Origin of the sequence: Kitasatospora sp. NPDC059973, assembly GCF_042737525.1 — a bacterium.
In the GTDB taxonomy this organism is placed as follows: Bacteria; Actinomycetota; Actinomycetes; order Streptomycetales; family Streptomycetaceae; genus Kitasatospora.
Window position 1 is genome coordinate 1 of the sequence record NZ_JBHWUI010000198.1, and the last position, 13,537, is coordinate 13,537.

Consider the following 13,537-nt stretch of genomic DNA (forward strand, 5'->3'; position numbering starts at 1 on the left):
CGCGGGGCCCGCGCGCGCGTGGGGGTGCGCCGGGGACGCCCGTCGCGGGCGGCCCGGTCGAGCGCGGCGGTCCGGTCCGGGTCGAGGCGCAGCGCGACGGCCAGGGCCTGCACGGTGCGCTGCTGCGGTCCCCGGGTGCGGCCGCGCTCCATGTCGCCGAGCGCGCGCAGACTGATCCCGGCCGCCCGGGCCAGCTCGGCCTGTGTCAGACCGGCCAGCACCCGGAAGCGTGCCAGCAACAGGCAGAACTCCTCCGCCGCGGTGGAACTGCCTGTCGCTATGCCCTGCGGGCTGCCTGCGGGGTTGCCTGTCGCACCCATCGCCACCCCTGTCACTCACGGTGTCGGCCTCTTCACCGAACACGTCAGGTCAGTCAGTATGCACTGGTCAAAGTCGTGATCTTGCACCGGATCGGCCCACGCCCGGCCGCCCGGTGACGCCCCGACCGGAGCCGGGCCGCCGGTCCGCCCGCTCGGGAACGGGATGGGCGGAACACGATGCGCCGCCACCTGCGGGGCGGTGGCTCCGCCGCTACTTCCGCCTGTGGTTCTGCCCATCCCCGCACACGGAGGTGCCCAGAACCGCCCGCCGTCCGCACGGGCGGGCACGCGGCGGTCAGCGGTGGCGGCTCCCAGCCGCACGGCCCGACGCGCGCAGGAGCGTGACCACCGGCGCAGGCGAACGGGCCTCATGCGACCGAGACGGATCCGCCCGCACACGAGGCCCCCCGACACGGCCCTCGGCGGCGGCTCCCCGGCCGCACGGCCCAGCCCACCCGGGACCACAGCCGCCGGCGCGGGCCGGCAGGCCGGCAGGCCTCATGTGACCGAGACGGATCCGCCCGCACACGAGGCCCTCCGACACCGCCCTCGGCGGCGGCTCCCCGGCCGCACGGCCCAGCCCACCCGGGACCACAGCCGCCGGCGCGGGCCGGCAGGCCGGCAGGCCGGCAGGCCTCATGCGACCGAGACCACCTGAATCCGCCCGAGACGGACCCGCCGTCAGCGGGCAGCGGTGGCGGCGGCCCGGCGCTCCTCCGCCGCGGCCTCGGCCGTGCGACCCAGCGCCCGCAGGACCGTGGCCATCAGCGTGTGCGAGCGGGCCTCGACCCCCGGATCGGCCTGGGTGCGGCCGAGCACGAGGGCAAGCCGGGCCGTGGTCAGGGCGTCGCCGTGGCGGCCGAGCGCGTAGAGGGCCTCGGCCCGAGTGTGAGTGGCCCGGACGGTCTCGGCCGCGTCCGGGTGGGCGGCGAGGATGCGCACGGCCTCGTCCGCGTGGGCGAGAGCCGCTTCGAGGGCGCCGCCGGCCACCTGGGCTCCGGCCAGGTCGTCGAGCGCCCGGGCGAGCAGCCGGTCGTCGGCCAGCGAGCGGGCGCGGGCCACGATGTCCGCCATCAGCGGCACGGCGCGGTCCGGCCTCCCGGCGCCGGCCAGGCCGGCCGCGATCCGGACCCGGCAGTGGTGGCGTTCGACCGGGTCGCCGACCCGGTCGGCGGAGGCGAGCGCCCGGTCCAGGTGGTCGAGGGCGGCCCTGACGTCCCGCCGGTCGACCAGGACCGCGGCGAGGTCGGTGGTCAGCCGGGCCACGGCGGCCGGATCGGCGCAGGCGCGGGCGGCCCGCAGACCGGACTCGACGGTGGTCCACCACCCTGCGCGGCGGTGCCCGGACCCGGCGTAGAGGGCGCCGGCCCGGTGGGCGAGCCGCCAGGCCTCGGCGAACCGGCCGTGCCGTTCGGCGCGCAGCACCAGGCCGCGGACGGCGGGCTCCTCGCGGTCGAACCAGTCGGCGGCCCGGCGGGCGCTCGGCGGCAGGGGGCGGTCCCCGGCGGACGGGCCCACCACCGACGGAGCGACAGCGGACGGGCCGACGGCGGACGGCGGACCGTCGCCCGGCCGGCCGACCCAGGCGGCGGTGGCGTTCAGGTAGTGCTCGATCAGCCGGTCCAGGGCCGCCGCGCGCTGGTCGGCCGGGAGTTCGGCGGCCAGCCGGGCGCTGTGCCGGCGGACCAGCTCGCGCCGGGCGAACAGGCCGGGCGCGCCCTCCTCCACCAGGTGGACGGCGTCGAGCTGGACCAGCAGACCGCGGGCCGCCGCCGGCGGCACCTCGGCGAGGGCGGCGGCGGCGAGCGGCTCGATGACCGCGCCGGGATGCAGGCCGAGCAGGGCGAACAGGCGCGCCGCAGCCGGCGCCAGGGTGCGGCAGGTCAGGTCGAGGGCCGCGCCGAAGCCGGGCGGACCGAGGTCGGCGCGGGCCGGGTCGGCGAGCCCCGACGGCTCCTCGGCGAACTCCGCCACCAGGTCCTCCAGGGCCCAGTCCGGGCGGGCGCCCAGCCGCGCCGCGGCGAGGCGCAGGGCGAGCGGCAGGTGGTCGCACCGTTCGGCGAGTTCGGCGGCGGCGAGCGGCTCGGCGGTCACCCGGGCCGGGTCCAGCGCCCGGGCCAGCAGCTCCTGGGACTCGGCCGGGGTCAGGGCGTCGAGCGGGAACGGGGTGGCGCCCTCGTGCACCAGCAGGTCCCGCAGCCGGCTGCGGCTGGTGATGACGGTGACGGGTCCGACCCAGGCCCGGCCGGTCCCGGGTCCGGCCTCGGGCGGCGGATCGGGCAGCAGCGGGGCGAGTTGCTCGTAGGAGCGCGCGTTGTCCAGCACGATCAGCAGCCGGCGGCCCGTCACCAGCTCGCGGAAGCGGCGGGCGCGGCCGTCGAGCGAGGCGGGCAGCGCGCTCCCGGTGACGCCCAGGGCGGTCAGGAAACCGGCCAGCACCTCGGCCGGGTCGCGGGGGCCGCTCTCGTCGAAGCCGCGCAGATCGGCGTGGAGCCGGCCGTCGGGAAAGCGGTCGGCGGCCCGGTGGGCCCAGCGCTGGACCAGGCTGCTCTTCCCGACCCCGGCGGGTCCGGTGACCAGGACGGGGCCGGCCTCCCGGCCGGCGGCGACGGCCGCGTCCAGGCGGTCGAGCTCGGCCGCCCGGCCGACGAACCGCCGGTTGGCGCGGGGCAGTTGTGAGGGCACGAGGTGCGGCGGGCGGGCCGTGGCGACGGGCGGCCGGGGCTCGGCGCGGGGCGTGGCGAGGACGGCCGGCCGGCCCGCGACGCGCTCGCCGGCCAGCCGCAGTTCGGGCCCCGGCGCCGTCGGCAGCTGCGCCGTGACCCGCTCGTACCAGGCCCGCGCCTCGGCCCGGCGCCCGGCCTGGTCCAGGCAGTCGATCAGCCGGACGGCCAGCCGCTGGTGGGTGGGGTGGGCCGCGGCGGTCTCGACCAGCTCGGCGACCAGTTCGGCGCCGCGGTCCAGCCGGCAGAGCCCCTCGGCCAGCCGGTCCAGGGCGCGCAGCCGCAGGTCGGTCAGCCGGGGGGCGGCCTGCTCGCGCAGCAGGGCGGAGCCGCAGTCGGTCAGGGCCGGACCGCGCCAGAGGTCCAGCGCCGCCCGCAGCAGGGGCAGCACCGGGTCGTCCGCCCCGGTGGCGCGGTCCGCCGGGGCGGCGGCGGGGTCCGGCCGGCCGGGGAGCAGCACCCCGGCCCGGTCGCAGAGGCGTTCGAAGCGCAGGGCGTCCACCTGCTCCGGATCCCCGCTCAGGACGTAGCCGGCGCCCCGGGTGGCCAGCTCCAGTCCACCGTCCAGCAGCCGGCGCAGTCCGGCGACGTGCCCCTGCAGCGCGGCGCGCGCGGTCGCGGGCGGGTTGCCGTCCCAGACCAGCTCGATCAGCCGGTCGGTGGGCACCACCCGGTCGAGTTCCACGGCCAGCGCGGCGAGCAGCGCACGGCGCTTCGGCGCCGAGGGCGTGGCCGCCGTGCTGCAGTCGTAGCGGACGGTCACGGCACCGAGCAGGTCGATCCGCATACGGCCTCCTCGTCATATGTCAGTGATCGGCATATTGACGGATCCGACCGGGAAATGCCCAATCACGGACCACGGTGTGCCCGAAAGGGCAGGAGCCGGCACCCCGCTCCGGCGTCCACGGCGCGGACGAAATGCCAACCCGGACAAACGGCACGGATACACTGCAGCCCGATATCAGGCTGGACCGCCGTGGGGGGCGACTGTGGGCGACCGCGTGGGCATCCGACTGCTCGGCCCCGTGGAGCTGCGAACCGGGTCCGACGGGTACGTCGCGCTACCCGGACCGCAGCGGCGCGCCGTCCTGGCCCTGCTGGCCCTGCGGCTCGGACGGGTCGTCGCGGTGGAGCGCTTCTTCGAGCTGCTCTGGGGCGAGGATCCACCGGCCCGGGCCAGGGCGGCCCTGCAGGGGCACGTCGCCGCGCTGCGCAAGGTCCTCGCCGCCACCCCCTTCGAGCTGTCCACCCGGGCGCCCGGCTACCTGCTCACCGGCCCGGCCGAGCAGGTCGACGCGCTGCGCTTCGAAGCGCTGTCCGCCCGCGCCGGGGAGCACGCCGACCGGGCCGAGCGCGGCGCGGACGCCGAGGCGATCGGGCTGCTGGAACGGGCCATGGGCCTGTGGACCGGCGCCGCCCTGGCCGACCTGCCCGACACCGAACTGCGCCGGGCCCTGGCCGGCCGGCTGGAGGAGGCCGGGACGAGGGCGCTGATCGGCTGGGCCCGGCTGCGGCTGCGCCAGGGCTCCGGCGCCGCCGCCGTGGAGGCGCTGGAACAGCGGGTGCGGGCCGACGGGCTGCGCGAGGAGGTGGTGGCCCTGCTGGTCCGCTGCCTCCACCAGGCCGGGCGGCCCGCCGACGCGCTGGCGGTCTACCACCAGGCCCGGGAGCTGCTCTCCCGCGAGCTGGGCATGGTGCCCGGCGCGGAGCTGCAGGCCGCACTGGCCCGGGTGCTGGCCGAGGAGCCGGCCGCCGGGACGGTGCCCGGCCCCGGGCCGGCGGCGCCGCGCGCCCCCGCGAGCACGCGACCGCCGGTGGCCCCCGAGCCGCCCGCGGCCGCCGACCCGCCGGTGGTCCCCGCCCCACCCGTGGCCGGTCCGGCCCCCGCGGCCGCACCCGCCCCGGTCGAGCCCTCGAAGCCCCGTCAGCTCCCCCGCCGGCCCATCGGCTTCGTCGGACGCGGCCCGGAGTCGCACTGGCTCGACCGCGAGTGCGGTCCGGACCGCACCGGTGACGGACTGGCCGTGGTGGTCGGCCCGGCCGGTGTCGGGAAGAGCGCCACCGTCATCCGCTGGGCGCACCGGACGGCCGCCGGCTTCCCGGACGGCCAGCTCTTCGTCGACCTGCGCGGCTTCGATCCGGCCGGACCGGCCGACCCGGCCGAGGTGCTCGGCCAGTTCCTGCTGGCCCTGGGCGTCCCGGAGGCGGCCATCCCCGAGGACCGGGCGAGCCGAGCCGGCCTCTACCGCGCCCGGACCGGCGACCTCCGCCTGCTCGTCCTGCTGGACAACGCGCACAGCGCCGCCCACGTCGCCGACCTGCTGCCGGCCGGGCCCGACTGCGCCGCCGTGGTCACCAGCCGCACCTCCCTGGAGGACCTGGTGGTCACCGAGGGCGCCGCCATCCTGCGGCTGGAGGCGCTGCCCGAGGGCGACGCGCTGCGGCTGCTCGAACGGAGCCTGGCCCCCGAGCGGGTCCTCGCCGAGGCCGCCGCCGCCGAGCGACTGATCGAACTCTGCGACCACCTGCCGCTCGCCCTGCGGATCGCGAGCTCCCGGCTGGCCGCCCGACCGGACTGGACGATCACCGACCTGGTCGCCGAGCTCTCCGACGAGCGGACCCGGCTGCTCGCCCTGGAGACCGACGGCGCGGTCAGCATCCGCACCACCCTGATGCTCACCCACCGCCACCTCTCCGACCGGGCCGCCACCCTGCTCACCCTGCTGGCCGCGCACCCCGGCCGGGAGGTGGACACCGCCGCCACCGCCGCGCTGCTGGGTACCGACCCGGCCACCGCCCGCGACGCGCTGGGCGAACTGGCCGCCCACCACCTGCTCGGCGAGAGCGCGCCGGGCCGGTACAGCCGCCACGACCTGATCCGGCTGTTCAGCGTCGAACTCCTCGCCGAACAGCCCCCCGAGCTCCGCCGGCTCGCCGTCGAGCGGCTGCTGGACTACTACGTCACGGCCGTCCAGCACTGCGGCGAACACCTCGAACCCGGGCAGGACGGCTACGGCGAACGCGCCCACCCGCCCGCCGCGCTGCCCGCCGCGAGCGACACCCGCGCCGCGCTCGACTGGTTCCGCGCGGAGCAGTCGACGATCCGCGCGCTGGTCGACACCGCCGGCGCGGTCGACCCCGAACGGGCCTGGCGCCTGGCCATGTCGTCGAGCGCGTTGTACTACGGCTCCAGCCGGCTGGCCGACTGGCTGAGCTGCCTGCGGGCGGGCGAGCGCGCCGCCGAACAGTGCGGCGACCGGGTCGCCACCGCGCTGCTGCGGGGCGCCTCGGCGAACGCGCTGCTGGGGCTGGAACGCCGTGAGGAGGGGGCCGAGGCGGCCCGGCGGGCCGTCGCCGACACAACCCCCGCGGACGGCTTCGCGCACATCCGCGCCCTGGCCACCGCGTCGCTCGGCACCGCCCTGCTCGGGGACCCGGTCCGGGCCACCGCACTGGCGGCGGCCGCGGTGGCCCTCGCCGAGGAGTCCGGCTCCGCGCACCGGACCTCCTACGCCCTCGGCTACGCCGCGTCGGCCGCCCTGATGGCGGGCGACCACGACGGCGCGCTGCGCCGCGCCCGCGAGACCAGGGCCCTGCTGCCCGACCACCCGGCCGCGACGATCCACGCCTGGTCGATGCTGACCGAGGCGCACGCCCTGCAGGCCCTCGGCCTCGCCGAGGCCTCCGAACTGGCCTGGGCCCGGCTCCTGGTCACCTGCGAGCAGGCCGGTTTCCTGCACCTGCAGGCCGTCTCGGAGGAGTGCTACGCCGCCTTCCTGCGGACCCAGGGCCGCGAGGAGGAGGCGACCGAGCACCTGAAGGCGGCCGTCGGACTGTACCGGCTGCACCGACATCAGGCCGGCTCCCCGAGCGGCGTGCCCGCCGCGATCGAACGCTCACTGCGGCCCCCGCCGGCCGGGCCGGCGCCTGTCGGCCGGCTCTGAGGCTCCCTCGGGCCGCCCCGGACGGCGCCGGCGCCGAGGCCGGCCGGTCCGGTGCCGGGGCGGGCGGGTGCGGTGTTGATCCGAACGCCCGTCAGCCGGTGCAGTCGGCACGGACGGCGCCGGCCGCGTGGTGGGCCTTGTCGGCATCTCCGCCCCAGTCGATGCCCCGGTCGTGGAGCATCACCGCGATCCGGCCGCCGGTCAGCGGGAAGGTACCGGCGCTGACCCAACTGCCCCGGGCCGCGGTCTGGTCGACCTTGAACTCGCCGACGGTGCCGCTGCCGGGCGTCGAGCTGTTCTGCACGGTGTAGACGGTGGGCTTGCCGCCCACCATCTTGCGGTCGCTGCTGTTCGGGACGTAGACGGAGATCTTGCAGCTGCCGGTGGTGACCGGGGCGGTGGTGAAGGTCCACACCACCGAGTTGCCCTTGTCCTTGCCGTCGCCGCTCATCGGCACCGAGTCGTACTTGCCGTTGCAACCCGACCCGGAGTACCCGCCGGCCGAGTTGACCGTCCAGCCGGTGCTGCCGTTCGTCCACTGGCCGTACTGGGCGTAGCCGGTGCCGGAGTTGCCGCAGCCGGTGCCGGCGACGGCGGTGAAGGTGGGCGCGGCGGGCTTCGGCGGGACGGGCGGCTGGGGCACCGGCGGCTGCGGCTTGGGCTGCTGGGGAACCGGCGGCTGCGGTGCGGTACCGCCGCTCCCACCGGTACCCCCGGTGCCGCCGGTGCTCCCGCCGGTGCCCCCGCTGCTGCCGCCCGTACCGCCCGTACCACTGGTACCGCCGCTGCCCGTGCTGCCGGTAGCGCCGCTGCCACCGGTACCGCCGCTGCCGCCCGTCGTCGGCGGCTTGGCACCGGGGGCGGGCCCGGTGGCGGGCCGGGAGAGCAGGTTGGTGCCGGGGGGCGGCGCGGTGTTCGGCGCGGCCCCGTTGCCCGCAGTGGTGCCGGGCACGCCCCCGGTGGCGCCGTCCGCCCCGGGCGTGGTCGGGGAGCCCGCGGCCGGGTCCGGGGGGAGGGTCGGATCAGTGGGCGCGGCCGGGGCGCCGGAGGCGTTCGGATCGGTGGGTGCGTCGATCGGTGCGGGATCGCCGAACTCCGGCCCCTCGGGAAGGGGCAGGTCCGCCTGGCTCAGGCCGACGTTGTCGGCCGTCCCGTCCCTCCCGGTCCGACTGCCGTCGGTGATCAGGAACGGCAGGCCCATCAGCACCACGCCGGCGGTGGCGGCGGCGACCATCACCGGCCGCTTCAGCCGGGCCCGGCCGAAGCGGTCCGGGCGCGCGACCGGCGCGAGGGCGGTCGGCCCCGGCTCCGGCCCCGGCTCAGGGTCGGGCACCGGCGCGAGCACCGGTCCGGGCACGACGGGGGCCGCCGGCAGCGGGGGCTCCGCGGCCGCGACCGGGCCGGTCGACACGGCGGCGACCTGCCCGTACTCCGGGACGACCGGCGGCGGAGCCACGGGCAGCACGGCGGCCGGCGGTACGGCCGCGGCTGCCGGGTCGGGTGCCCCCGCTCCACCGGCCTCCTCGTCCATCTCCCAGGCCACCGAGGGCAGCTGAATGCTCGCCGCCCCGCTCTGAGCCCCGTTTCCACTCGTGCTCGTGCCCACCACAGCTCCTCGGCTCCGCATGCCGTCCCTGTCGGCGGAACCGCCCGGCCGACAGGGCCACCGACGCTTCCACTCGGTACCTACGGCCCGGCCGGGCCGTGCGGTTCACCGGCCGTCGGTGGACCGCACGGCCCGCCTGCCCGTTGAGCGCCGTGCGGGTGTCGTCAGCGATGGTGTCCCACCGGTCCGCCACCGCGTCCGGGCCCGACCGGACCGGGCCCCGGTTGCCCCTCGGTGGTGCGGTGGGCGTACACCCGCGCGGCCTCCCGGCACCGCCGGGCGAGGAGGCGGCCCCGCTGCCGGGTGCCGCCGGTGACGACGTCCTCGCCTCCCGGCGACTCCTGCACGCCGTTGGCACCGACCCGCCCGTGGGCGACGAAGGCGCGCGCACGCGGTCGGAGCTCGGCGGCGAACCGGCTCGTCCCGTCGACCGGGTCGGGATCGGTGGTGCCGTCCTGCCGCACCAGGGTCGTCTTCCCGGCCTTCGCCAAGGCCGTGACCACGCTGCCGTCCGCGCCGTGCGGCTTCGGTTCCAGCGGCTCGCCCCCCGGGCATCGCGCGGTGCGCCCGGGCGCCGGGTTCGGCCGTCCGGGCGCGTGCATAGCCGCGTTCCAGCCGCCCGGGGACATCGCTGCGCCCCCTCCACGGCCTGTCGCGCCTGGGCAGTGCCCACGAGGTCCTACGGGCCGACGGTCTCGCCCGGGCCGGGCCGGTCACTGAACCGGTGGCCGGGCGGCGCCCGTATTCCCCGACGATGAGTCTCTCCCGCCTCGGCCTGCCCTCCGGTGACCCGGCCGCGCCCCGCCGCCGGTTCGGCCGCCGGCGTGGCGGGGCCGCCGCGCTGCCCGCCGGGCCGGGCAACCCGGTAACCGCCTCCCCGGTGCCGGCGCTGGCCGCCGCTCCGGCCGGGGCCGCGCCCGCCCTCCGGTCCGAGCTGCGCCCGGTCGGCCCACACTTCGTCATCGCCCCCTCCACCGCCGGGGACGACGAACTGTCGGCGGCGGTCGCCACCCTGCGCCCGGTGCCCGACAGCATCGTCGTGGTCGCCGCCGCACCCGACTCGGCCGCCGTCCTGCGGGACCGGATGGCCGACCTCGGCGTGATCGCCCGCTCGCGCGGCGCCGCCACGCTGGTCCTGGCCGCCTCCGGCCTCGCCGCGCTCGCCCCCAACGGCCGCCGCCCGGCCGAGGTGGTCGCCGACCGGGCCGGCCTGCCGGTGATCGCGCCGGACGGCCTGGTGGAGATCACCCCGGACGGCAACCTCAAGGTCACCGCGCCCGATGGTGCCGGCGAGGCCGCCTCCTGGTGGCACTGCGCACCCGGCAGCGCACCGCGCCGGGTCCGGGAGACGATCGGCGCCACCGCGCCGGTCGAGCCGCCCTCCACCGCCGTCGCCGTCGTACCCGCCGGCCCGGCCGGGCACCTGCCGGTCGAGAGCGCCACCGCCGCCCGCCGTCCCCCGGCCGTACACGTGCTGCGGCTGCCCGCCGGTTTCTGGCTCACCCACCCGTCCGCCCCGCCCCCCGGCCCGATGCCCGGCCTCGGGCTGGCCGCCGCGCCGCCCGGCACCGTCGTGCTGGTCGTCGGCACCCCGGCGCGGCCCGTCCTGCTGCCCGAGGACTTCGCGGAGGCCGTGGTCGGCCTGCCGGTGGACACCTCGCGGCTGCTGGTCAGCGCGCCCTGGGCGGCCCCGGACGAACTCGCCGCCCTGACCGGGGCGCTGTCGGCCCGGCTGGCCCGCCCGGTCAGCGCCGCGATCGGCCTCCCGGTGCTCGGCCCGGGCGGCCCCACCTCGCGCATCCTCGACACCCACGGCCGGGCCCGCTGGGAGCCGTACCTGCTGCGGCTCGCCGCCGCGCCCGGCCAGGGCACCGCACCCGCCGCCTGGCGCAACGGGGGCGCCTCCTGGCGGACCGACGGTCCGGGCGTCTTCGAGGCGTTCCCCTACTGGGCGCTGGAGGCCGTCCCGGCCGGCCTCTGGCTCCGGCCGGAGCCTCCGCACGTCCTCACCCCGCGCTTCCGCCGGCCCGAGGCGGCCCGCCCGCTGCTGATCGTCGGCGAGCGGGACCGGCCCGTCGAGGCCGACGTCTTCGAGGAGCTGGGCAGCCTGCTCGACCGGCTGCCGTCCTCCGGCTCGGACGGGTTCGGGCTGCTGGTCCACGGGCTGCTGGAGCCGTCCACCGAACGGATCGCCCGGTTCATCGCCCGGATGCACGACCTGGACTGGCTCGGACCGGAGCAGCCCGCCGGGTCCGTGCCGGGCGTGGCGGCGGTGTCGTACGGGATCGGCGGCCTCCCCGCGGCCCGCCCGACCGCCGTGGAGGCCGCGCCACAGCCCGTACCGGCCGCCGTGGCGCCGCCCCGGGCCGCGGCGCTGTCCGGTCCGCCCGCCGAGCCCTCGGCGTTCGCCGTACCGACCACCACCAGTGGTGGCCCCGGCCTCCCCCCGCCGATGGGCGCGGCGCCGCGCGGGACCGACCCCCTCGGCACCGCCCGGGCCACCGCCGGCGGCCCTTCGGCGGCGGCGCCGACCGAGGAGCGGCCCCCTTTGGAGAGCGCTCCCCGGACCGACCCGGTCACCGACCCCGTCACCGCCCCGGTCACCGCCTCATACGCCCACCGGGTGGGCACCGCCCCCGAACCCCCGTACGAGCGACCGGACTTCGCCCGGCTGAACGCGGCCGACGTCGAACCGCCCACCGACCCCACCACCGCGGACCCGCACGGCGACCCCGCCGTCGCGGACCCGCCCACCGGCCCCACCATCGCGGACCCGCACGGCGAGCCGGACGAACCACCGGACAGGCGCCCTTTGGAGCCGGTCGGTCCGGAGTCACTCGACCCGGAGCCGGTCGAAGACCCCCACGAGCTCACCGACGAGTCCACCGGAGTGGAACCGGACGGCGGCCCGGCACCGGCATCGGCCCCGCCGCGCGCCCGTCAGCTCCGCCCGGAGGACTTCCCGGTCCCCGTTGCGGTCAGCGGCACCGACGACCGCGACGCCGTCCGGACGCTACTCGGCGAGCACTACCACCGCTGCTCCGGCCGGATCGACCAGGTCACCACCCGGCTGCCGAGGCTGCGGTCGACCTCCAAGGACGACATCAAGCCCGACCTCGCCGCCGTCCTGCTGCACCACGGCGACACCGGAATCCCCGCGGAACGGGCGGAGTTGATCGCGGCCGCCCGCTCCCGCGACCCGATCCTCGCGCCCTTCCTCCGCTGCCTCGGCTCCGGGCTGCGCCGCTTCCCGAGCCACCACGGCGCCGTGCTGCTCTGCGCCCCGCCCGGCCCGGATCCGGCGGCCCTGCTCGCCCACTACGCGGTCGGGCAGGTGGTGACGGAGCCCGCCCCGGTCACCGGCCTGACCGCCAGCGCCGTCGAAATCCCCGGCGCGGCGGTCGAGTTCGTCATCTGGTCGGCCACCGGGCGGCGCACCTCGGCCTTCGGCTCGGGCACCGAGGAGCTGCGGGTGACCTTCGCCCCGGGCACGTCCTTCACCGTCGTCGCCGTCTCGCCCGCCGAGGCCTCCGAAGCCCCGGAGGCCCCCGACCGCCCCGCCCGCGTCCTGCTGCGCGAGTACACCGGAGCCGCCGGAGCCGACCCGGCCGAACGGGACCGCAGCGCCCTGACCCGCCTCCAGTCGTGGCTGGACCGCAGGGACCGGCTGGGCCCGGCCGAGCGCCGGCGGATCGAGGACCCCGAGCGCTTCCACCTCACCCCGGGGGTCGAGCTTCTGCCTGGTCCCGAGGGTGCGTGAACCCGCCGTCGGACGGCGGCCGTTCACCAAGCGAACCCGCTCGCCCGCCGTTCCCGCGGCCGATCCGGCCGCCCGACCCCGGAGCCTCCATGCCGATCCGGCCCACCCCACTGCCCCTCGCCCTGACCGCCCTCCTACTGGCCGGCGCCCTCCCCGTGCTCCCGGCCGCCGCGGCGTCCCCGGGCCCCACCCCGAGCGGCTCGCCCACCACGACGGTCGCCGACCCCGCCCCGGCGAACCACGGGCGCCCCCACCGCACCACTCTGCCCACGGCCAAGTCGCCCACCACGCCCAGCGGTTCGCCATCCGGCTCCGCCTCCGGCTCGCCGTCCGGCAAGCCCACCACGACCGGGGCCGGCGACCTCACCGACCCGCATCTCAAGGACATCGCCCAGCAGTTCGTCTCCAGCGCCGAGAACTCCTCCCTCGACTGGAAGGCGCAGTTCGCCTACATCGAGGACATCAAGGACGGCCGCGGCTACACCGCGGGCATCGTCGGCTTCTGCTCCGGTACCGGTGACATGGCCGAACTGGTTCGCCACTACCGCGAGTTGAAGGCCGACAACGTCCTGGCCAAGTACCTCCCCGCGCTGGAGAAGCTGGACGGCTCCGCCTCGCACAGCGGCCTCGACCCCGACTTCACCTCGGACTGGAAGAAGGCGGCCCAGGACCCGGTCTTCCGCAAGGCCCAGGAGGACGAGCGCGACCGCGTCTACTTCACCCCGGCCGTCACCCAGGCCAAGTCCGACGGACTGCACGCGCTCGGCCAACTCGCCTACTACGACGCCATCGTGATGCACGGCCCGGGCAACAGCGCGGACAGCTTCGGCGGGATCCGCGCGGCGGCGCTCAAGAAGGCCAAGCCCCCGGCGCAGGGCGGCGACGAGAAGGCCTACCTCGCCGCGTTCCTGGACGCCCGCGCCGCCGCCATGCGCACCGAGGCGGCCCACTCCGACACCTCCCGCGTCGACACCGCCCAGCGCCTCTTCCTCCAGGCCGGGAACCTCGACCTGCACACCCCGCTGAGCTGGAAGGTCTACGGCGAGTCCTTCCACATCGACAAGTAGCCCACCGGGTGACGGAAGAGCGGCGGGGCCCCCCCCCCCGCGGGCCCCCCCCGTGGGTGGTTTTTTTATAAAAACCCGTAACCCCCCCCCAGGTGGCCCCCAAAAAAAACCCAAAAA

The 13,537-nt window shown here is 77.7% G+C and carries 7 protein-coding genes; 3 read left to right on the plus strand and 4 right to left on the minus strand.

Going from position 1 to position 13,537, the window contains the following annotated elements:
• Window positions 1-239 (minus strand): helix-turn-helix domain-containing protein (locus ACFWA9_RS34230; protein WP_380392591.1); only part of this gene is annotated, 239 nt, incomplete at its 3' end.
• 762 nt (window positions 240-1,001) lie between these two features.
• The gene (locus tag ACFWA9_RS34235; RefSeq protein ID WP_380392593.1) at window positions 1,002-3,830 is read right to left on the minus strand and encodes a BTAD domain-containing putative transcriptional regulator; all 2,829 of its coding nucleotides are present in this window, start codon (window positions 3,828-3,830) and stop codon (window positions 1,002-1,004) included.
• Between the two features lie 238 nt (window positions 3,831-4,068).
• Between ACFWA9_RS34235 and ACFWA9_RS34240 the strand changes: the two genes are divergently transcribed.
• Window positions 4,069-6,987, plus strand: a complete 2,919-nt coding sequence (locus tag ACFWA9_RS34240; protein ID WP_380392596.1) for a BTAD domain-containing putative transcriptional regulator — start codon at window positions 4,069-4,071, stop codon at window positions 6,985-6,987.
• A gap of 91 nt (window positions 6,988-7,078) precedes the next feature.
• Here ACFWA9_RS34240 and ACFWA9_RS34245 read toward each other — a convergent pair whose 3' ends face one another.
• Together ACFWA9_RS34245 and ACFWA9_RS34250 are read right to left on the minus strand one after the other, a co-directional pair.
• The gene (locus tag ACFWA9_RS34245) at window positions 7,079-8,593 is read right to left on the minus strand and encodes a hypothetical protein (protein ID WP_380392599.1); all 1,515 of its coding nucleotides are present in this window, start codon (window positions 8,591-8,593) and stop codon (window positions 7,079-7,081) included.
• A gap of 164 nt (window positions 8,594-8,757) precedes the next feature.
• Entirely contained in the window at window positions 8,758-9,096 is a 339-nt protein-coding gene (locus ACFWA9_RS34250; protein ID WP_380392602.1) for a hypothetical protein, read from the minus strand.
• A 251-nt stretch (window positions 9,097-9,347) separates the two neighbouring features.
• Here ACFWA9_RS34250 and ACFWA9_RS34255 point away from each other — a divergent pair, with 251 nt between their 5' ends.
• The gene (locus tag ACFWA9_RS34255) at window positions 9,348-12,353 is read left to right on the plus strand and encodes a hypothetical protein (RefSeq protein WP_380392605.1); all 3,006 of its coding nucleotides are present in this window, start codon (window positions 9,348-9,350) and stop codon (window positions 12,351-12,353) included.
• Between the two features lie 89 nt (window positions 12,354-12,442).
• Complete coding sequence (locus ACFWA9_RS34260) at window positions 12,443-13,420, plus strand: chitosanase (protein WP_380392608.1); 978 nt, start codon at window positions 12,443-12,445, stop codon at window positions 13,418-13,420.
• The last annotated feature ends 117 nt before the right edge of the window (window positions 13,421-13,537 follow it).

What these genes read in the sequence shown, in the direction of transcription:
- ACFWA9_RS34260 (WP_380392608.1), top strand. Translation starts at nt 12,443, where the DNA reads ATGCCGATCCGGCCCACCCCACTGCCCCTCGCCCTGACCGCCCTCCTA.
- ACFWA9_RS34235 (WP_380392593.1), bottom strand. Translation starts at nt 3,830, where the DNA reads ATGCGGATCGACCTGCTCGGTGCCGTGACCGTCCGCTACGACTGCAGC.
- ACFWA9_RS34255 (WP_380392605.1), top strand. Translation starts at nt 9,348, where the DNA reads ATGAGTCTCTCCCGCCTCGGCCTGCCCTCCGGTGACCCGGCCGCGCCC.